20 protein-coding genes are annotated in these 19,516 nt (G+C 70.8%); 8 read left to right on the forward strand and 12 right to left on the reverse strand.

What is annotated here, in order from left to right:
- Positions 1-53: 53 nt before the first annotated feature.
- The 3 genes from ACW9TB_RS14825 to ACW9TB_RS14835 form a co-directional block, all read right to left on the reverse strand.
- Entirely contained in the window at positions 54-1,550 is a 1,497-nt protein-coding gene (locus ACW9TB_RS14825) for a carboxyl transferase domain-containing protein (RefSeq protein WP_472748589.1), read from the reverse strand.
- A 49-nt stretch (positions 1,551-1,599) separates the two neighbouring features.
- A complete protein-coding gene (locus ACW9TB_RS14830; protein ID WP_472748590.1) occupies positions 1,600-2,757 on the reverse strand; it encodes a CaiB/BaiF CoA transferase family protein in 1,158 nt (385 codons plus the stop codon).
- Between the two features lie 405 nt (positions 2,758-3,162).
- On the reverse strand, positions 3,163-3,756 hold the full coding sequence (locus ACW9TB_RS14835; RefSeq protein WP_472748591.1) for a TetR/AcrR family transcriptional regulator: 594 nt from the start codon (positions 3,754-3,756) through the stop codon (positions 3,163-3,165).
- A 69-nt stretch (positions 3,757-3,825) separates the two neighbouring features.
- On the opposite strand from ACW9TB_RS14835, the gene ACW9TB_RS14840 reads away from it, so the two are divergent.
- Entirely contained in the window at positions 3,826-4,200 is a 375-nt protein-coding gene (locus tag ACW9TB_RS14840; protein WP_472748592.1) for a nuclear transport factor 2 family protein, read from the forward strand.
- 681 nt (positions 4,201-4,881) lie between these two features.
- On the opposite strand, the gene ACW9TB_RS14845 is transcribed toward ACW9TB_RS14840, so the two are convergent.
- Both ACW9TB_RS14845 and ACW9TB_RS14850 read right to left on the reverse strand, forming a co-directional pair.
- Positions 4,882-5,085: a cold-shock protein gene (locus ACW9TB_RS14845; protein ID WP_049562746.1), complete on the reverse strand. Its 204-nt coding sequence runs from the start codon at positions 5,083-5,085 to the stop codon at positions 4,882-4,884.
- Positions 5,086-5,314: 229 nt separating this feature from the next.
- Positions 5,315-5,569 (reverse strand): hypothetical protein, encoded by a 255-nt coding sequence (locus tag ACW9TB_RS14850; protein ID WP_472748593.1) that lies wholly within the window; start codon positions 5,567-5,569, stop codon positions 5,315-5,317.
- Between the two features lie 123 nt (positions 5,570-5,692).
- Here ACW9TB_RS14850 and ACW9TB_RS14855 point away from each other — a divergent pair, with 123 nt between their 5' ends.
- The 5 genes from ACW9TB_RS14855 to ACW9TB_RS14875 all read left to right on the forward strand — a co-directional run bounded on the left by ACW9TB_RS14855 (position 5,693) and on the right by ACW9TB_RS14875 (position 9,506).
- The gene (locus ACW9TB_RS14855) at positions 5,693-6,526 is read left to right on the forward strand and encodes a TetR/AcrR family transcriptional regulator (protein ID WP_472748594.1); all 834 of its coding nucleotides are present in this window, start codon (positions 5,693-5,695) and stop codon (positions 6,524-6,526) included.
- 216 nt (positions 6,527-6,742) lie between these two features.
- Entirely contained in the window at positions 6,743-7,153 is a 411-nt protein-coding gene (locus ACW9TB_RS14860; protein WP_472748595.1) for a GntR family transcriptional regulator, read from the forward strand.
- Positions 7,154-7,187: 34 nt separating this feature from the next.
- The gene (locus ACW9TB_RS14865) at positions 7,188-7,322 is read left to right on the forward strand and encodes a hypothetical protein (protein WP_472748596.1); all 135 of its coding nucleotides are present in this window, start codon (positions 7,188-7,190) and stop codon (positions 7,320-7,322) included.
- 61 nt (positions 7,323-7,383) lie between these two features.
- A complete protein-coding gene (locus tag ACW9TB_RS14870; protein ID WP_472748597.1) occupies positions 7,384-8,265 on the forward strand; it encodes an ABC transporter ATP-binding protein in 882 nt (293 codons plus the stop codon).
- A 272-nt stretch (positions 8,266-8,537) separates the two neighbouring features.
- On the forward strand, positions 8,538-9,506 hold the full coding sequence (locus tag ACW9TB_RS14875; protein ID WP_472748598.1) for a hypothetical protein: 969 nt from the start codon (positions 8,538-8,540) through the stop codon (positions 9,504-9,506).
- Positions 9,507-9,515: 9 nt separating this feature from the next.
- Here ACW9TB_RS14875 and ACW9TB_RS14880 read toward each other — a convergent pair whose 3' ends face one another.
- The 3 genes from ACW9TB_RS14880 to ACW9TB_RS14890 form a co-directional block, all read right to left on the reverse strand.
- On the reverse strand, positions 9,516-11,408 hold the full coding sequence (locus tag ACW9TB_RS14880) for a hydantoinase B/oxoprolinase family protein (RefSeq protein ID WP_472748599.1): 1,893 nt from the start codon (positions 11,406-11,408) through the stop codon (positions 9,516-9,518).
- Between the two features lie 31 nt (positions 11,409-11,439).
- Positions 11,440-13,578 (reverse strand): hydantoinase/oxoprolinase family protein, encoded by a 2,139-nt coding sequence (locus tag ACW9TB_RS14885; protein WP_472748600.1) that lies wholly within the window; start codon positions 13,576-13,578, stop codon positions 11,440-11,442.
- Positions 13,579-13,852: 274 nt separating this feature from the next.
- Positions 13,853-14,299: a hypothetical protein gene (locus ACW9TB_RS14890; protein ID WP_472748601.1), complete on the reverse strand. Its 447-nt coding sequence runs from the start codon at positions 14,297-14,299 to the stop codon at positions 13,853-13,855.
- 313 nt (positions 14,300-14,612) lie between these two features.
- Here ACW9TB_RS14890 and ACW9TB_RS14895 point away from each other — a divergent pair, with 313 nt between their 5' ends.
- Positions 14,613-15,260 (forward strand): SRPBCC family protein, encoded by a 648-nt coding sequence (locus ACW9TB_RS14895; protein ID WP_472748602.1) that lies wholly within the window; start codon positions 14,613-14,615, stop codon positions 15,258-15,260.
- 133 nt (positions 15,261-15,393) lie between these two features.
- Positions 15,394-16,026 carry a thymidine kinase gene (locus tag ACW9TB_RS14900; RefSeq protein ID WP_472748603.1) on the forward strand — a complete coding sequence of 211 codons (633 nt, stop codon included), beginning with the start codon at positions 15,394-15,396 and terminating at the stop codon, positions 16,024-16,026.
- Between the two features lie 19 nt (positions 16,027-16,045).
- Here the strand turns inward: ACW9TB_RS14900 and ACW9TB_RS14905 are convergent, their stop codons facing one another.
- The 4 genes from ACW9TB_RS14905 to ACW9TB_RS14920 all read right to left on the reverse strand — a co-directional run bounded on the left by ACW9TB_RS14905 (position 16,046) and on the right by ACW9TB_RS14920 (position 19,461).
- Complete coding sequence (locus ACW9TB_RS14905; RefSeq protein WP_472748604.1) at positions 16,046-16,753, reverse strand: DsbA family oxidoreductase; 708 nt, start codon at positions 16,751-16,753, stop codon at positions 16,046-16,048.
- A 339-nt stretch (positions 16,754-17,092) separates the two neighbouring features.
- On the reverse strand, positions 17,093-17,545 hold the full coding sequence (locus ACW9TB_RS14910) for an ATP-binding protein (RefSeq protein ID WP_472748605.1): 453 nt from the start codon (positions 17,543-17,545) through the stop codon (positions 17,093-17,095).
- Complete coding sequence (locus ACW9TB_RS14915) at positions 17,542-17,736, reverse strand: DUF5999 family protein (RefSeq protein WP_472748606.1); 195 nt, start codon at positions 17,734-17,736, stop codon at positions 17,542-17,544. The genes ACW9TB_RS14910 and ACW9TB_RS14915 overlap by 4 nt, the downstream gene beginning before the upstream one ends.
- 672 nt (positions 17,737-18,408) lie before the next feature.
- Complete coding sequence (locus tag ACW9TB_RS14920) at positions 18,409-19,461, reverse strand: LysR family transcriptional regulator (protein WP_472748607.1); 1,053 nt, start codon at positions 19,459-19,461, stop codon at positions 18,409-18,411.
- Positions 19,462-19,516: the final 55 nt, after the last annotated feature.

A 19,516-nucleotide genomic window follows, 5' to 3' on the forward strand; every position in this document is an offset into this window, starting at 1 on the left:
GTTGAGGTCAACCGCTCCTGCGCCCGACCTGGGAGACGGCCGGGGGCGTCCCCTCAGCTCGTGCCGAGCCGCCGGTAGCGGGCCATCCTGGCGGCGAGGCGGTCGGCGGGGGCCTGGCCGAGCAGTCCCGCGATCTCGTGTTCCAGGGTGCGCGCGACCCGGGCGCAGAACGCCTCCGGCTCGTACGCGGCGTCGGGGAACTCCGGGATGATCCGGTCGACGAGGCCGTTCCGGCGCAGGTCGGTGGAGCGCACCCCCTGCGCCGCGGCGATCTCCGGGGCGAAGTCGACGCTCCGGTACAGCAGCGCCGAGGCCCCCTCGGGAGACAGCGGCGACAGCCAGCCGTGCTGGGCACAGAGCACCCGGTCGGCGGGGAGCAGCGCGAGGGCGGCACCGCCCGCGCCCTCCCCCAGCAGCAGGCACACGGTCGGGGCGTCGAGCATCACCAGGTCGGCCACGGAACGCGCGATCTCCGCGGACAGGCCGTGCTCCTCGGCCGCCTTGGACAGCGCGGCCCCGGCGGTGTCGATCACGGTGACCAGCGGCAGTCCCAGCTCGGAGGCGAGGCGCATGCCCCGCCTGGCGACCCGGAGCCCGGCCGGGCCGAGCGGGGCGTCGATCCGCTGGTGCCGCCGGTCCTGGCCGAGCACGACCGCGGGAGCCTCGCCGAACCTGGCCAGGGCGAGGATCAGCCCGGGGTCGTTCTCGCCCACACCGGTGCCGTTGAGCGGGGTGACGTCGGAGGCGCCGAGCTTGAGCAGCGCCCGTACCCCGGGGCGGTCGTCGCGGCGGGAACGGCTGATCGCGTCCCACGCCTGGACCGCCGTGACCCGCTCGTCCGGCTCGGGCCCCGGATCCAGGCCCCGGCGGGGGGCGCACAGCACGGCGAGCGCCCGTACGGCGACCCGCCGGGCGTCCCGCGCCGACACGACGGCGTCGACCAGGCCGTGGGCGAAGAGGTTCTCCGCGACCTGGACCCCCTCGGGGAAGGGGTAGCCGTGCAGCGACTCGAACACCCTCGGCCCCAGGAACCCGATCAGCGCGCCCGGCTCGGCGGCGGTGACGTGCCCGAGCGACCCCCAGGAGGCGAGAACGCCGCCGGTGGTGGGATGGCGCAGGTAGACGACGTACGGCAGTCCCGCGGCCCGGTGCGCGGCCACGGCGGCGGTGATCTTCACCATCTGGACGAAGGCCACCGCGCCCTCCTGCATCCGGGTCCCGCCCGAGGCGGGGGCGGCCAGCAGCGGGAGTCCCTCGGCGGTGGCCCGCTCGACCGCCGAGGTGAGCCGCTCGGCGGCGGCCACCCCGATCGAACCGGCCAGGAAGGAGAACTCGCACGCGACGATCGCCACCCGGCGCCCCTCCAGCAGGCCCTCCCCGGAGATCACCGACTCGTCGTACCCCGTCTTGGCCCGGACGGCGGCCAGTTCCTCGGCGTACCCCGAGCCGGGCGCGGCGGGGTCGGCGGGCGGCCCGTCCCACGAGCGCCACGTCCCGGGGTCGAGGAAGGTGTCGATCAGCGTGCGCGCGTCGGGCCGCGCCGGGGTCATGCCCGCGCTCCGCGGGACGGCACGCGGGCGTGGGCGGGGGGTGTGCCTGTCATCGCTCCCGCTCCTCCAGCCAGGCGAGGACCTCGTCGTCGTGCTCGCCGAGGGCGGGCGGGGCGGTGTGGCGCACGGGAGGGTCGCCGTCGAAGCGCAGCGGGGGTCCGGGCAGCTCGATGGCGCCGAGCACGGGGTGGTCCACCTCGACGACCAGGCCCTGGGAACGGGTCTGGTCCCAGGCGTAGACCTCGTCGATGGACCTGATGGCCCCGGCGGGCACCCCGGCCTCGCCGAGCGCGGCCAGCCAGTGGCCCCTGTCGTGCTTGGTGAGCGCCTGCTCCATGTCGGCGATCAGCTCATCCCGATGCGCGAATCTCTCCCTGTTGGTCGCATATTTCGCCACATCTGGGTCTATGTCCAGCAGGGCGGCGACCTTGCGCCACTGCGCGTCGTTCGCCGCCGCGATCTGGATCATGCCGTCGGCACAGCGGAAGGCGCCGTACGGGGCGATGGAGGCGTGGTGGTTGCCACCGGCCCGGGGCACCCGGCCGCCGACCGTCCAGGCCGTGCCGTGGTAGGAGTGCACCCCGGTCACCGCGGCCAGCAGCGAGGTCCGCACGACCTTGCCCCGCCCGGTCCGCTCCCGCTCGTAGAGCGCGGCGACCACCCCGTACGCGCCGTGGATCCCCCCGAGCAGGTCAGCGACCGAGGCGCCCACCCGGTACGGCTCCTCGGCCGACGGGCCGGTCAGGCTCATCAGCCCCGCCTCGCCCTGCGCGATCTGGTCGTAGCCGGGCCTGCCGCCCTCGGGGCCGTCGTGGCCGAAACCGGTGATCGACAGGATGACCAGCCGGGGGTTGAGCTCGTGCAGCCGCTCGACGGAGAAGCCCAGCCGGTCCAGGACCCCGGTGCGGAAGTTCTCCACCAGCACGTCGCTCTGCCGCACCAGCCGCTCGATGAGCGCTCTGCCCTCGGCGGACTTGAGGTCGACGGCGATCGACTGCTTGTTGCGGTTGGCCGCCAGGAAGTACGTGGAAATATCGTGATTTGGCCCCACGAACGGCGGCCCCCAGCCCCGCGACTCGTCACCCCCCGCGGGATGCTCCACCTTGATCACCCTGGCACCCAGATCGCCGAGCATCTGCGCGGCGTGCGGGCCCGCGAGCGCGCGAGAGAGATCGAGGACGACGATGTCGCCGAGTGCTCCCTGCAAGATCAACCTCCGGTGCGTGGTGGCCGGACCGGCCGACGAGGACTCCCCCGCTCCCGGCCTGTTTGTCATGAGACCACGTGGCACGATATCCGGGCGGAGGAACCCCCATGATCTCCCATACCATCACCGAGCGGGACAGGAGGGGGCGAGATCACGAGGACGTGTTCGTCACGATCTCTCACACGACTCCGACCGGGGGGCACCCGTGTACCGTCTCGCCCAACCGCAACGCCGGACACTCCGGCGGGCCACCGCTGACTATTCGACGGAGAGCCGAAAACCCCTCCGTGCCGTGCTTGAGATCGAGCTCGCCCACCGGCGTCGTCTCGCCATCCGGGCCGGGCGCGTCACCCGAATGCGCCGAGAGAATCGTGCGGACACCGGAGTGGCGGGGAACGTCACCGATCAGGGCTCGCGGGCGCCGTACACGCGCAGGACGCTGTGGCGCAGTGCTTCCGCCGTCTGCGCGGTGGTCATGCGGCCGGCGGCGACCTCGCCACCGGCCGCGTGACCGAGCGCGATGGTCACGGAGACCAGCCAGGCCGGGCTGAGGGTGCCGTCGAACTCCCCGGCGGCCTGGCCACGCCTGATCAGCTTCTCCAGGCGCTCGACGACCCCGGCGTGCTGGCGGTCGGAGTCAGCCGGGTCGGCGGTCGCCGAGGGGTGCAGGAGCAGCGGATACCGGTCGAAGAGCCGCCAGGCGACATCCAGCCAGCGCAGCAGCGCCTCCCTGGCGGTGCCGCTGTCCATGTCGGCGACGTCGAGGGCGGCGACGGCCTCGGCGGTGATGTGGTCGATGACCGCGGCCACCAGCAGCGGCCGGGACGGGTAGTGGGCGTACACGGTCTGGCGGGTGACACCGGCCGTGGCGGCGACCTCTTCCACCTTCGCGTCCGGATGCCGGCCGAGCACCTGGACGGCGGCGTCGAGGACGGAGGCGGCGCTGCGCTCGGCGTCCGAACGCCGTCGGCGGCGCCGGCCACCCGTTATCTCTGACACGTTGTCTAATCTACCATCCGGCATTATCGTAGACACGATGTCAAAGATAAGTTGATTCAGGGAGATCGAATGACGCCCCGTACCGACCTGACCGGCTATCTGGTCCGCTATCCGCAGGAGGCGGGGCTGGGCGACGAGGATCCGGCGACCGTGCTGGACCGCTACCACACGCCGGACTACGAGCTGGTCAACGACGGTGTGCGGCTGGACCGGAAGCGACTGCTCGACCACATCTCCCCGGCCCGCAAACGGGCCACCGGTCTCCGTGTCGAGGTGGAGCAGGCGCTGGTGGACGGCGACCAGGTCGCCGCCCGATATCGGCTCGTCGCGGAGCTACGCAAGGGCGGCACCATCGCCACCGAGATCTACATGTTCGGAGAACTGGCCGCCGACGGCCGCCTGCGCCGCACCGTCCAAGTCACCCGGACGATCCCATCCGAGTAGTTCCACAGGTACGTCAGGCGGTGACGCCGGAATTCTCATCGGCTTCGACCGGTTCCGCAGGCATGACCGGCCGATGCCCAGTCCTCCGGCGAGCCGAAAAAACGGTTCGTCACCGCCCCCGAACGCGGGACCGACATCTGACCAGTCTGAAACCTCATACTCCCCTGACCATCCCCGCAGACACGGGGCCGACACCGCGGAAATCCGCAGGTGGACACGTGAGCTAGTAGCATCCCCGCAGTCTCAGGGACGATGGGTCGTAGTTCAGGTTGCCCATTCACTCCTCCGAACCACCCCTGCGGGCGCGGGGACGACCGACCGTCGGATTAGAAGTCCGATGGTATTGGCGAACCACCCCCGCGCGGGGATGGGGCCGGGGCGTCGCCGTGTTTGGGTGGCTTGCCGGGCTTGCGTCTGTGGGGGTGATCCTGCTTTTGGTGAGATGTACGCCTTCGCTGCGTCTGCGGGGCGGTTTGCCGCTACGCGGATTTTGCTTTTGGATTCGTTCTTGGTGTTGTGTCCGTAAAGATGGTGTTTGTTTGGCGTTAGTTTGAATTGTTGATTGCTGTCGGATCTCGTTCGTGGGGGGCTCCTGTCCTCGTACGCCGTGGATCATGACGAAACGAGCCGGGGCCCGCACCTCTGAGAGGTGCGGGCCCCGGCCCGTGATGGCAGGTGCTACTAGGCGGGAACGATGTTCTCCGCCTGCGGGCCCTTCTGGCCCTGCGTGACGTCGAAGGAGACCTTCTGGCCTTCCTGCAGCTCACGGTAGCCCTGGGCGGCGATGTTGGAGTAGTGAGCGAAGACGTCGGCGCCGCCGCCGTCCTGCTCGATGAAGCCGAAGCCCTTTTCAGCGTTGAACCACTTAACGGTTCCAGTCGCCATGATCATTCTCCTTCGATAGGGGGCAGAGCCGAGATCCACACCACGTGGATCTCGCGTCGCCGCGATGAGCCCATCCGGAGATGACCGGGAAAACAAAATGCACCTGAAGGGTTATCCGTCAGGTGCACACAAAGTTTCATGGGTACCACAACCGCAACTACGTCCAGGCTAGCACCTACGCGGACCAACACACGAGTCCACCCCGGCCGGACCTCGGAACGGGTAACGATCACTCGCCTCCCGGCCGCTCCCCGCGTGCCAATGCCCGCTTGTGCCGGGCGTCCAGGAGCGCGATCACGGCGAAGGCGGCGATCGTCGCGGCCACGGCCGCGAGGTAGCACCAGGGGGCGGGCAGGTAGTTGGCCGCGGCCAGGACGTTGGGGCCCTTGTCGGTGAACAGGCGGAAGATGATCGCTATCGGCCCCTCCCAGACACCCGCGGCGAGTACCAGAAGCATTCCGAGCCGATACCAGGCCTCGTTCATCGTCAGTCTCCTTACGCATCACCCGATGACGGTACGAACGTATCAAAAGATCATTAAGTTAATCGGGTCTGGCCTGGGCTATTAATGACTTACATCACACATTATTGGGATTATGCTGTGAGGGTGCGTGACGAAAGAAAGCCTGCCTGCCGGGTCTGCCGTGCCCCGCTGCCGGTGGTGACACGAGGGCGGCCTCCGGCGTACTGCTCGCGCGGCTGCCAGGCCAAGGCGTACCGGCGGCGGAAAAATCCGCCTCCCGCGCCCGCGGCGCCCGAGCCGGGCGCGCGGTCGTCCAGGCGCCGCGAGATCGCCGAGGCGCTCTGGCGCGTCGCCGCCGAGCGCGGGCTGGACGCGGCGAGCATCCGGGAGATCGCCGCCGAGGCCGGGGTGTCACCGCGCGTGGTCCAGTACCACTTCGACAGCAAGCACCGGCTCCTCGTCTCCGCGTTCCAACTGCTGAACGAGGACAACGAGCGGCACTCCCGGGTACGAATGGCCTCGGTCGACCCCTCCGACTCCCGGGCCCTGCTGCGGGCGATCCTGGGCGAGTTCCTGCCGCTGGACGAGCAGCGCCGGGCGAGCCTGCGGGTGCTCGCCGCCTACTACGCCCGCAGCCTCACCGATCCCGCGCTGGCCTCGGCCTTCCTGCACGACGCCCAGCCCCTCGAACAGCTGGTCGCCGGGGTCATCGAGCGGGCGCGGGACGACGGGACGGCCGCGCCGGGGCTCGACCCGCGCCACGAGGCCGACCTCCTGGTGGCCGGTGTCACCGGGCTGGGCATGGACGTCCTCCATGGACGACGCACCGTGGCCGAGGTCCGCCGCGTCATCGACTACCACCTCGACCGCCTCTTCACCACGGACAAGGAGAGAGGCAGTACGAGCTCAGGAGGTGCCACGGACAAGGGAGACGACACGGGCTCGGGAGGTGGTCTGCGCGCGGCCGGGGCATCCTGAATCCGGCGGTCCGCGCACGTGGGGATGAGGGCGGTCCGGCGGTCCCGCTCGTGATCGGATCTCCCCGTCATGGTCTGGCTGTCCGGCGACCCCGGCTGCCGGGGGAAGTCCAGTGGAACCAGTGGGTCCTCCCGCCGTACCACGTTGAGTGTGAAGGGCCGGGCTTGACATTCTCCGGCCTCAGCTCCACCCTTTCACTACTTAATTAGTGAAAGGGTGTGGACGTTGATCGAATTCCGCCTCGATCGGGGTTCGGGGGTGGCGACGTACCTCCAGCTGGTGCATCAGGTCCGGCACGCGCTGCGGCTCGGCGTGCTGCGGCCGGGCGACCGGCTGCCGACGGCCAAGGAGGTCGTGACCCAGCTGGCGATCAATCCGAACACGGTGCTGAAGGCGTACCGCGAACTGGAACGTGAAGGGCTGGTCGTCGGGCGGCCGGGGCAGGGCACGTTCGTAGAGCGGTCGCTGGGTCAGACCTCCATGGGCGACCGCGCGCGGCTGCGCGCGGACCTGGTGCGCTGGGTACGCGACGGACACGAGGCGGGCCTGGACCTGGAGGATCTGGAGGCGCTGGTCGCCTCCGTCCTGACCGGCTTCTCCGGCGAGGCTCGCGAGGAGAGCGCGTGACCGCCATGAATACCGAGGCCCGCGAGGGGGCCGCATGACCGCCGTGGAAACCCGGGCCCATCGTGTAACCGCCATGGATACCGAGGCCCGCGAGGAGGTCATGACCGCCCTGGAAAGCCGGGCCCATCGTGTAACCGCCATGGAGACCGGACCCGAGGAGATCACGTGACCGCCATGAAGACCCAGGCCTATCGTGTAATCGCCATGGAGACCGTGCCCGAGGAGATCGTGTGACCGCTCTGGAGACCGAGGCCCTGGGCAGGCGTTACCGGCGGACCTGGGCACTGCGTGACTGCTCGGTGGCGGTGCCGTCCGGGCGGGTGGTCGCGCTGGTGGGTCCCAACGGCGCGGGCAAGTCGACCCTGCTCAATTTGGCCGTCGGCCTGCTCTCTCCGACCACGGGAACCGTTCGCGTCTTCGGGCGGCCCGCGAACGAGAGCCTGGAGCGGATCGCGTTCATGGCCCAGGGCAAGCCGTTGTACGCGGGCTTCAGCGTGGCCGAGATGCTCACGTTCGGGCGCAGGCTCAATCCCCGGTGGGACGACGCGGCGGCCAGGGGGCGGCTGGCGGAGCTGGACATCCCGCTCGGCCGCAAGGTCGGCGGGCTGTCGGGCGGGCAGCGGACACAGGTGGCGCTCACCGTCGCGCTGGCCAAGCGCCCGGACCTGCTGGTGCTGGACGAGCCGCTGGCCGACCTCGACCCGCTGGCCCGCCAGGAGGTGACGCGCGGCCTGATGACGGCGGTCGCCGAGACCGGGCTGACCGTGTTGCTCTCCTCCCACGTGGTGTCGGAGCTGGAGGGGACCTGCGACTGGCTGCTGGTGGTCAACAGGGGCCGGGTACAGGTCAGCGGCGACATCGACGAACTGGTGGCCGGACACCGCCTGCTGACCGGCCCCGCCGAGGGCGCCGACGCGCTCGCCGCCCGGCTGCCGGTGATCTCGCGGTGCGGGACGGGGCGCCAGGCCACCCTGCTCGTCCGGGACGGCACTCCGCCGCCCGACCCGCGCTGGACCTCCCGCCCGGTGAACCTGGAGGAGACGGTGCTGGCCTATCTGCGTGCTCCGGACCTCGCGGCCCTCCCCCGCCCGACCCTGACCTCCGCCCACTGATGCCCGCCGATGCCCGCTGACCCCTGTGCCGTCGCCGTAGGACACCCCGGGCCGCGCCCGGCCCTGACCTCCGCTCGCTGACGCCCGCTGACCCCCGTGCCACCGCCGTACGACACCCCTGACCTCCACCCACTGCCCCCGTGCCACCGCCGTACGACGCTCCGGGCCTCGCGGCCCCGTCCGGCCCTGACCACCACGCCGCCGTACGACACCCCGGACTCGCCGGGGTCCTCGTAGTCCCTCGTACGGAATCACCCGAAGGGATTTCCTCCTTGCTCTGGCTGACCTGGCGGCAGCATCGCGCGCAGATCCTGGTGACCTGCGGCCTGCTGCTCGCCCTGGGGGTGTCGCTGCTGGTCTCCGGCCTGCGGGCGACCGCCTACATCGCCGACCAGGCCCCGCCCGGCTGCCCCGGCCCCGCCGCCGCGTGCTCGGGCGTGAACTCGGCGCTCTACGACGACTACTACTATCCGGTCTTCATGGTCTTCGGCCTGCTGCCCATCGCCGGGTCCGCGCTGGTCGGCGCCTTCTGGGGGGCACCGCTGCTGGCGGGCGAGTTCGAGCGCGGGACCAGCGCGCTGGCCTGGACCCAGTCGGTCTCCCCCCGGCGATGGCTCGTGGCCAAGCTCTGCCTGCTCGGCGGCATGGTCGTGGCCGCCGCCCTGCTCCTGTCGGCGATGATCAGCGCGTGGCTGCCGGTGTTCCGCGACGTGATCGGCGACAAGTCACTGGAACCCGGGACGTTCACCATCATCGGCGTCGTCCCGGCCGCGTGGTGGCTGTTCGCGTTCGTCCTGGGCGCCGCCGCCGGGACGTTCTTCCGGCGCACCCTGGCCGCGATGGCGGTGACCGTGGCGCTGGTCGCCCTGACCGTCCCGTCCGTCTTCTTCTCCCGCGACTCCTACGCCGAGCCGGTGCGTACCGTCACCACCGGCTGGACGGCGCTCTACGACGACGGTGGCACCCTGGTCGCGGAGACCTGGGTCGATCCCTCCGGCCGGGAGATCGCGGAGCCGCCCGCCGGGGCCTGTCCTCCGCCCGCCGGGGTGGACGCCCGTTCGGAACGGGCCCAGCTGCTGAAGGACGAGTGCCTGATCGGCGAGGGGTACCGCAAGGCGGTCTACCACCATCCGGTCGACCGGTTCTGGCGCTTCCAGTGGACCGAGAGCGGCATCCTGCTGACCGGCGCCCTCGCCCTCGGCGGCCTCACCGTCACCCGCACCCTCCGCCGCCGGAGATGAGCCCCGGCGTCACATGAGGTCCACCTCCGCGTACGGCAGGCCGCCCGACAGGGTGGGGAAGCCGGGACCCCGGTCGAAGAAGGGCCGGTCGGCCGGGTCGGCCCGGAGAAGGGCGCGGCGGGTCCCGGTGGCCTCGGCGTCCACCCGGAGGTCGCCGGGGTCGCCGTACAGGACGACCCCGTAGTCGTCGCGGGCGCCGTCGGCGGAGACCTTGCCGTCGCGGACGTCGGCGGCCACCAGGGCGGGGTCGCGGTCCAGCGGGGAGCCCCAGCCGCCGCCGCCCGTGGTGCGCACCCGGATGATCTCACCGGCGCGGACCGGCGAGTCGTCCACCAGGCCCTCCATCGGCCTGCCCTCGATCTCCACGACGAAGGGCTGTCCGGCCCGGCCGCCGTTCACGCCCCAGCACGACAGGATCGAGCGGTCGGCGATGGACATGAACGAGGCGTCGCGGAGCATCCGCAGGTGCTTGTCGTAGCCGAGGCCGCCCCGGTAGAGGCCGGGCCCGCCGGAGTCGCGGGCCAGGCCGAGCCGCTCGACCCGGAACGGCCAGCGGGACTCGGCGAACTCGACCGGGATGTTGCGCGAGTCGGGCACCACGTGGATGGTGTCCTCGCCGTCGGCGTACCACCGGCCGCCGGAGCCGCCGCCGAGGACCTCCCGCATCAGGTACGGGGTGCCGTCGGCGCCGTCGCCGTAGACGCCGGTGTAGCGGATGGTCTCCTGGTCGGCGGGCATCCGGCCGCCGGTCGCCTTGGCCAGCACCCCGGCCAGCACGCCCAGCAGGCGCAGGATCACGAACGTGCGGGCGTTGGTGGGGGCGGGGAAGATCGGGGTGAGCAGGGTGCCCTTCTCGGGGAACCGCATCTCGATGAGGGGCACGACCCCCTCGTTGACGTCGAGTTCGGCCATCCGCTCGGGGGTGTCGGCCAGGTTGCGCAGGATCGGCGCCAGCCACTTCTTCAGGAACACCCCGTCGGCGTAGTCGCCCGCGTGGTTGATCGGGCCCTTGGCCTGCGGGGAGGTGCCGGTGAAGTCGATGACCAGAGGAGCGTCGGCGGAGTGATCGACGGTGAGGGTCATCCGCTGCGTGTGCAGGCGGGGCTCGTCGACGCCGTCGTGCTCGGCGTAGTCCTCCCACACGTGCGTGCCCTCGGGGATCTTGGCCAGCAGCTCCCTGCGGAACGTCTCGGTGGTGTTGGAGATGATCGCGTCGAAGCACGCCTCGACCGCCTCGCGCCCGTACCGGTCGAACAGCTCTCCCAGCCGCCGCGCGCCCATCAGGCAGGCCGAGCACTCGGCGTCCAGGTCTCCGGCGAGGGAGTCGGGCATCCGGGAGTTGCGCGTCATGATCGTGAGTGCCGCCCGGTTGGGCACGCCCTCGTCCCACAGCTTGATCGGCGGGACCATCAGTCCCTCCTCGAACACGCTGCGCGCGTTGCTCGGCATGGAACCCGGTACCGCCCCGCCGATGTCGTCGTGGTGGCCGAACGCCTGCACGAAGGCGACGACCTGCCCGCCGTGGAAGACCGGGACCGTCACGCACAGGTCGGGCAGGTGCCCGATGCCGCCCTCGGACAGGTAGACGTCGTTGTGGAAGAACACGTCGCCGGGCCTCATCTCGCCGATCGGGAAGTCCCTGACGACCGGCTGGACCAGCGCCGAGTAGGACCTGCCGGTCAGCTTGCGCAGCCGTACGTCGTGGATGCCCGCGCGGAAGTCGTGCGCGTCGCGGATCATGGGTGAGCGGGCGGTGCGGGCGATGGCCGTCTCCACCTCCATCTCCACCGACGCGAGCGTCCCCTCGACGATCTCCACCAGCACCGGGTCGGCCACGCTCCCCGGCCGCCCGTCCGTGGCCGCCGATCGTCCGTCCGTGGCCACCGGCCGCTCGGTGTCCATCGGTCGCTCCCCGCTCACCGGTCGCTCCGCGTCATGCACGGCGTACCTCCAGGTTTCCGAACTCGTCCATGGTCGCGGTGAAGCCGGGGTGGATCGGCAGGGTGGAGCCGTACTCCTCGATGACCGCCGGGCCGGTGATCTCGGCTCCGGTGGTCAGGACGGGGCGCCGGTGGATGGGGACGGCGCCCCACTCGTCGTAGAAGACCTCGCGGGAGGCCGACGGCTCGGGGCGCGGGTCGCCGTGGGGTCTGCGTCCGATGACCGGGCGGGTGATCGGGCCGATGCCGGAGACGCGGAGGTTGACCCACTCGACGCCGTGCCGGGGATCGTCCCGGTAGCCGTACCCGTAGAGCTTGCGGTGCTCGGTGTGGAAGCGGTCCAGCACCTCGGCCCGCCAGTCCTCGTCCAGCGGGCCCGAGGGCGCGGGCACCCTGACCTCGTAGGCCTGGCCGTAGTAGCGCAGGTCGGCGCTGCGCGCGTAGACGTGCGCGCCGGTGGCGAAGCCCTCGCGGTCCAGGGCGGAGGCGGCCCGCCCCTCCAGCTCGCCGAAGATCTCCCCGGCGGTCTCCAGGGAGAGGTCGCGGGTGACGAAGGTGCGTACGTAGTCGTTCTTGACGTCCACGGTGAGCAGCCCGAAGGCCGAGACGTTGCCCGGGTCGGGCGGGACGATCACCGAGGGCAGGCCGAGGATGTCGATCAACCGGCAGACCAGCAGCGGTCCCGAGCCGCCGAAGGCGACCATGGGGAAGTCGCGCACGTCCAGGCCGCGTTTGACGGTGATCTGGCGGATGGCGTTCGACTGGTTGAACGCGCTGATCTCCAGGATGCCCGCCGCGGTCCGTTCGGGCGACAGGCCAATCTTGCCCGCGAGCGCCTCGACGCCCTCGCGGGCGGCGTCGGCGTCGAGCGGGATCTCCCCGCCGAGCAGGTGCGGGGGGACCCGGCCGAGGAAGACGTGCGCGTCGGTGACGGTGACCTCGGTGCCGCCCCGGCCGTAGCAGAGCGGCCCTGGGTCGGCCCCGGCCGACCTGGGCCCGACCTTCAGCGTGCCCTCGGGGGAGATCCACGCGACGGAGCCGCCGCCCGCGCCGACGGTCACGATGTCGATCATCGGGATCTTGCAGGGGTAGCGGCCGATGCTGCCCTCGGTGGTCAGGGACGGTTCCCCGTCGACGACCACCGCGACGTCGGTCGAGGTGCCGCCGCCGTCCAGGGTGATCACCGAGGGGTGGCCCGCGGTGGCGGCGATCAGCGCGGCGCCGAGCGCGCCCGCGGCCGGTCCCGAGAGCACGGTGGTGATCGGCTGGTGCACGACCTCGGCCGCGGACAGCACGCCGCCGTTGCTCTTCATGACGGAGAACGGCATGCCACGCGCGGCCACATCCGGTGTGGACGGCGGCGCCGCGTCCGTGACGTCCTTCTCGTACGCCGGGATGCCCGCGTCCCGCGCGTGGCTCGCCGCCTCCAGGCGTTCGGCCAGGTTGGCGATGTAGCGGCGCATGGTCGGTTTGACCGCCGCGTCGACCAGGGTGGTGACCGACCGTTCGTACTCGCGGTACTCGCGCAGCACGTCGCACGAGATCGAGACGACGGCGTCCGGGTGCTCCCGTTCGAGGACGTCCCGCATGCGCAGCTCGTGGGCGGGGTTGGCGTACGAGTGCAGGAAGCACACGCCGATCGCGGTGATGCCACGGTCGCGGAACCACCGGGCCGCCGCGACGGCCTGTTCCTCGTCGAACGGCCGCACCTCGGCTCCGGTGTGGTCCAGGCGCCCGCCGACGGTCCTGATCCGGCGCACCGGGACGATGCGGGGCGGTTTCACCCAGAAGTAGGAGTTGCCGTAGCCGTCCGGCACGCTCTGGCGGGCGATCTCCAGGACGAACTCGAAGCCCTCAGTGGTGACGAAGCCCAGGTCGGCGATGCGGTCTTCGAGGAGCTGGTTCGTGGCGACCGTGGTGCCGTGCACGACGGCCGACACGGCCTCCATGGTCACGTCCTCCGCACCGGCCGCCTTCCGCAGGACTTTCCGCACCCCCTCCATGAACCCGTCGGCCGGGTTGGCGGGGGTGGAGGGAGTCTTGGTCGTGGTGATCTCACCGGTCTGCTCGTCCACCGCGACCACGTCGGTGAACGTGCCTCCGGTGTCGACACCGATACGGACGCTGCGCATCCCCCGTGTCTACCCAGTCCCGGCGAGTCCACAAATCGGCGGACCCTGCCGAAGCTGCGCCCGGTCCTTGGGCAGTGTTGGCGGGAAACGGCCTCGCCGGGACGATCCCGCCGCCACGATCTCGGGCCGGAGGGCGGTGGAAGGCGGCGGGAAGGCGATCGGAAGACAACGGAAAGCGGCGGGGACCACCGGGGACCGTGGGGACGGGACCCGGCCGCGGGGGCATCGGTGGGCGCGGGAGCGGGACCTGGCCGCGAGACACCCGAGGTGGACCCTAGCGGCGGCGGGGGCCCATGGTGGTGTTGATCACCGCGTCGGCGTCGTGCGCGTGGATCTTGGCGGCGAGGCGGATGGCCATCTCGTTCGTACGGCGCAGCTCGGCCTCGACCCGGTCCTTGCCGGACTGGCCGACCTGCACGCCGAAGTAGGCGCCGATGACCGCGCCCGAGACCCCGACGAGCCCGGCGAACGGCGCGGCCGTGTCGCCCTCGCGCAGCGCGATCACCACGAAGCCGATCAGGATGACCACGAGACCCATGACGACGACGTAGAACCCGTACCGCCAGCGAGCCGCCTCGGCCTGGGCGGCGACGGCCTCGTCCTCGGTCATCATCGCCGCGAGCGCGGTGGGCATCTCGGTGGGCTCCGTACCGGAGGAACCGGGGGTCACGATGGCCGGGGTCTTCCCTAGGGGTGGAGCGGAGTTGTTGGTGGTCGTCACTGGTTCTCCCACTTTTCGATAGACCAAAAGGAATCTCCCACGGTTTTCGCCGCCAAGCCAAGTCAGGGCATGTCGTGGCTTGTCATGACTTGCCAACCGGGGACCACCCACTTCTACCAGCGCATCTTCCGCCCAAACGTCCTCATCCACACCACAGCTCGCTGTCAGGTGTAGATCGTTACCTTTCGGGCGGACACCCGAGGACGGGCCGTCCACGAAACATGGGGATCACGATCCATGACCGGTCCACTAAAGCGCGATCAGATGAGATAGAAGACATTCACTCAATTTCATCCGGTTCTCAGAGGTATCTGTGACAAAGCTCCTCCGGTTCCTCCGGCTCCTCGTGGCCCCGCTGTCCGCCGCCACCCTCCTGCTCACCGTGTTCTCGGCCCCCGCCCGCGCCGACACCGACCCCGTGCTCGCCGCCCAGTGGCAGGTCGCGTGGAACACCTACCGGTTCTACGAGCACCTGACCGCCCCCCTCCCGATAACGGGACGCAGCCAGGCCAGGCGTGACATCTCCATCGAGATCAACGCTCCGGTGGAGCACGTGTTCGACGCCTACTCGAACATCAACAACCACCTCGGCATGCACTCGTTCCTGAAGCGGGTCGTCACCCACGCCGACCGGACCGAGGCCGGGGTACGTTACGTCGACTTCACGGCCGTGGAGGACATCCCGGTCGCCGGGCTGCCCGTCACCGCCAACACGCACGCGCAGCAGCGCATCCACCGCGACGACCTCTACTACGAGACCGACAGCTGGACGCTGCCGAACGTCGTCACGCACCAGAAGATCGTCTTCGAGGACCTGGGCGACGGGCGGACGCGCGTCACCGAACACCTCATCTTCGAGGCGAGCGTCCTGCTCATCGACTTCACCGTGACGAACGGCGTCTCCTCCCACCAGGCGACACAGGCTGGTCTCAAGGCGGCGATCGAGAGCGGCGAGCTCTGACCCACCGGCCGAGGGGGCTCGGCGAGCCCCCTCGGTCCTCTCGGCTTCCTCCGCCTTCCCCCGCCTTCCTCCCCGGAACGATCACCAGGGGTGGAGATCGCGGAGCGTGCCCGGAGTACTAGGCTGGCGCCCCGTGACCGAATTGTCTGCCCTCTCCGCCGTTCCCGCCGGTTCCCGGGACGGAGTGTTGCGTTTCTACTTCGGGCCGATGGACTGCGGCAAGTCCACCCTGGCCCTGCAGATGAACTACAACCACGGACGCCAGGGCAGGCGCGGCCTGGTGCTCACCAAGCACGACCGCTCGGGCACCCCGCAGGTCACCAGCCGGATCGGCCTGGGCAGCGCGGCCGTCGAGGTCGTCGACGACCTCGACCTGGTGGCCCTGGTCCGCGCGCACGAGCCCATCGACTACGTCATCTGCGACGAGGCGTGCTTCTACACGGTCGCCCAGATCGAGCAGCTCGCCGACCTCACCGACGTCTACGGCATCGACGTCTACGCCTTCGGTCTCGCCTCGGACTTCCGCTCGCAGATGTTCCCGGCCACCCAGCGGCTGTTCGAGCTGGCCGACGAGATCAGCCGCCTGCAGGTCGAGGTCCTGTGCTGGTGCGGGCGTCCCGGACGCCTGAACGCCCGGGTGGTCGGCGGCAAGATGGTCCGTACGGGCGAGCAGGTCGTCATCGGCGACACCGGTGCCGACCCGATCCGCTACCAGGTCCTGTGCCGCCGCCACTACCGCTCCGGCGAACTCGGCCTGCCCGGCTGACCCTCCGGGCGGGCGGGTGTCAGACGGGGCAGTGCCCCTCGTCGTCGCAGGCGTCGCCACCGGCCGTGGCAGCCGTGGCGGCCTTGACGGCTCTGGCGGCCGGTGACTGGCCGGTGCGCTCGGCGACCTCTTCGAGGGCGGCGAGCAGGGTGTCCTCGGGCTGGGCGCCGGAGACGGCGAACTGCCCCTCGAACAGGAACAGCGGCACCGAGCTGACACCGATGGCGCGGGCCTGGGCCAGCTCCTCCCTCACCGCCGCCACGCCGTCCTCCCCGTCCAGGTCGGCCCGTACGCCGAGCTCGCGGGCCAGCCCGGCGAGAACCTCGCGGGAGCCGACGTCGAGGCCGTCGGTGAAGTGGGCGCGGAAGAGGGCGTAGAGCGCCTCCTCCCCCTTGCCCTGCTCCCCGGCGAGCTGGATGAGGCGGTGCGCGTCGAAGGTGTTGGCCTGGATCGAGTGGTCGAAGTCCAGTGCCAGCCCGTCCTCGGCGGCGACCCCGGTCACCCTCCCGAACATCTGGGCGGCCTGCTCGGCCCCGCCGAACTTCGCGGCGGCCCAGGTGAGCGTGAGCTCGCCGTTGGACTTCGCGTCCGGGGCGAGCTGGAACGGCCTGAACTCGACCTCCACCTCACCGCCCTTGGCCCGGTAACGCTCCACGGCGCGGGCGAAGCGGGTGTGGCCGATATAGCACCAGGGACAGACGACGTCTGAGTAGATTTCAACCTTCACACCACGCTGCAACCGGTACGGGGACCCGCTGATTCCACTGATTCGTCCCGTCACCGGTGGACGCGGGCCGCGTCTCCGGCCAGGACGGCGGGCGAGGTGCTCACGGTCAGTACGGCAGCGGCCTTCCCGACGGGCTCCGCAGGTCCAGCACGCGCCGGGCAGGGCGCCGTGGGCGCCTGCGGATCCGGATCCGGATCTGGTGACACATCGTTCGCGACTCCTGTCGTGTGCGGGTACAGGCCAGGCCCGCCGTCCTGGCGGCGTGGGTCGCCCAGGTCGTCCGTAGGGAAATCCTGTCGTGGCGGATGAGCCGGGTCCCGGAGGGTTCCCCCGGCCCTCTCAGGCCGCCGTACCACCCGGGGGCGTGTGGGCCAGCTCGAACCAGCTGACCTTCCCCGTGGGTGTACGGTCGCTGCCCCACTGGTCGGAAAGGAGGTCGAGCAGCCGCAACCCGCGCCCTCCCTCGTCGTCCTCGTGGGCGTCACGCGGGCTGGGCAGGTCGGGATTGGCGTCATCCACCTCGCAGCGCAGCGTTCCGTCCCGGTAGGAGACGGTGAGCCGGATCGGTCCCCACGCGTGGCGCAGCGCGTTGGTGACGAGCTCGCTGGTGAGCAGCCGGGCGATCTCGCTCCGCTCGTCAATGCCCCACCGGGTCAGCCGACCGTCGATCAGCCTCCGGGCTTCGGGCACCGAGGCCGGGACGGGGAAGAGCGGCCAGGACGCCCTTTGGGGACGGGGCCGAGGGAACGGGATGACGACCGCGAAAAGGGCGAAAGCGGTGAGCGGGCTCATCCCGACCTCCCGAAGAGGCCGCGATGGGCGGGAACACCGCGTCCGTCGGGCAGGAGTTCCCCGGTGTCCTCGAAGACCACCACACCGTTGCAGAGCAGCCCCCATCCCTGCTCGGGATGGGAGACCATGAGACGAGCCGCCTCATGATCGAAGGCGTCCGCGGACGGACAGGCGGGCATGTGCTGACACACGGCTCTACTCCGATCTTGATTGGCCGCGGAAGGGCCCGGCATTGACCGTGGAGAGGACCCTCACGGAACCCTGGGCGCCGCCCCCAGAAGGAACCCCGCGAAACCCCGGGCATTCACCACGGAAGAGCCCCCCGACCCCGGGCATTCACCACGGAAGGGACTCCCACGGAACTCCGGGTGAGGGAGCGCCTCCACCGGATCGCCTCCGGCCCGTCGGCGACGAGACCGGTTTCCTCCCCGGCCGGGAGGGACCCGTCCCGCTTCCGCTCCCCGGCGACAGTGCCTTCTCGCGTCCGCGTTTCCACGGGATTCAGGCCGGTTCGCGGCGGACGGTTCCGGCGGTGACCGGGAGCCCCCGTCGACGGCCACATTCACCCGTTCGATGACCTGTGCGTGACGTGGGATCTTCTGTCACGCGCCCTGGGCGAACACGGTGTTGATTTCGCCACCATTTATGTGTTGATTCATCTGTGTTTACACCCGTATATGTTGAGCGTCGATAGAGAATTGGCCTTGTCCTGGTAGAGCATTCTTTGCGGTGCAAGATTCTTCCCGCGCCAGGCAAAGAAAGGCGATGGTCCGGGACAACCCTGAGAGCGGGTACGGACCGGCCGAGATCGACAAGGTCACCGCCCCAGACCTCCGGCCGGACGCCTGGCGGGTGACCGGGAGCTAGGGGGTGTAGACGACGGACCACGGGCGGGGCGCGGGCGGCGGCGTCCCGGGGGCCGCTCGCGGCGTCCCGACGACGGCGTCCCTGGCGAGGACCTCGGCCGCCAAGGTGGCGAACCTGGCGGCGGCGGGATGGGCCGGTCGCTCCGGCCAAGCGACGCAGATCCCCCGCCGGAGGGGAGCACCGGCCAGGGGACGCCAGACCAGGCGAGGCTCCCTGCGGGCTATCGCCTCCTGCTCGAACGCCACCCCGTGCCCCGCCAGCACGAGCCCCAGCAGGAACTCCGGGTTGCGGGCGTGCTGGAGGCGTACGGGCGAGAAACCTCCCGCGCGGCAGACGTCGAGCATGCGGTCGTACCACGCCGGAGAGGTCTCGCGGGGAAAGACGACGAGGTCGTACCCGGCGAGGTCGGCCAGCGCGATCTCCCACGGCCGCGCCCTCGGCCGCCGCGACTCCGGCTCCGGCCGTGTCCCGGCCCCGGGCTCCGGGGCCGTCTCGGAGCGTGAGTCCGGCCGTGCCAGTACCAGGGGGGAGGTGCGGGGCAGCACCACGCCCAGCGGGATCTCCACGACGGGACCTGACCGCAGGCCGGGAACGTCGACGGGGTGGTGGACGAGGCCCGCGTCGAGCTGGGCGGAGGTCAGGCGGCGCAGCTGTTCCGGAGTGGTGAGCTCGTGAAGCTCCAGGTGCAGTCCCGGCGTCTCCTCGGCGACATGCCGCAGCAGGGCGTGCAGCGTCACGGCCGGGATCTCCGGGGGTACCCCGACCCGGAGGGTTCCCAGCTCACCGTCACCGGCCTGGCGCATCGTCGCCCGCAGGCGCTCCTCACCGGCGAGGAACCGCCTGGCCTCCCCGACGAGGAGCCTGCCCGCCATCGTGAGCTCGATCTGCCGGTGCGAGCGGTCGAACAGCTCGGCGCCGAGCTCGCGTTCCAGCCTCTGGATCGACTGGCTGAGCGGCGGCTGCGCGATGCCCAGCACCTCCGCGGCGTGGCCGAAGTGCAGTTCTTCCGCGACGACGATGAAATATCGCAGATGCCGGGAGAGGTCCACGGCGTCACGATAGGCGATCGTCCTCGAACCCGCTGACCCCGTAGACCCACCGCGC

The sequence above is a fragment of the Streptosporangium sp. H13245 genome (assembly GCF_055690525.1).

Coding starts and splice junctions, on each gene's coding strand:
- ACW9TB_RS14825 (WP_472748589.1), bottom strand. CDS start 1,550: ATGACCCCGGCGCGGCCCGACGCGCGCACGCTGATCGACACCTTCCTC.
- ACW9TB_RS14845 (WP_049562746.1), bottom strand. CDS start 5,085: ATGGCGACTGGAACCGTTAAGTGGTTCAACGCTGAAAAGGGCTTCGGC.
- ACW9TB_RS14880 (WP_472748599.1), bottom strand. CDS start 11,408: ATGGACACCGAGCGGCCGGTGGCCACGGACGGACGATCGGCGGCCACG.
- ACW9TB_RS14885 (WP_472748600.1), bottom strand. CDS start 13,578: ATGCGCAGCGTCCGTATCGGTGTCGACACCGGAGGCACGTTCACCGAC.
- ACW9TB_RS14910 (WP_472748605.1), bottom strand. CDS start 17,545: ATGAGCCCGCTCACCGCTTTCGCCCTTTTCGCGGTCGTCATCCCGTTC.
- ACW9TB_RS14850 (WP_472748593.1), bottom strand. CDS start 5,569: ATGAACGAGGCCTGGTATCGGCTCGGAATGCTTCTGGTACTCGCCGCG.
- ACW9TB_RS14865 (WP_472748596.1), top strand. CDS start 7,188: ATGACCGCCGTGGAAACCCGGGCCCATCGTGTAACCGCCATGGATACC.
- ACW9TB_RS14840 (WP_472748592.1), top strand. CDS start 3,826: ATGACGCCCCGTACCGACCTGACCGGCTATCTGGTCCGCTATCCGCAG.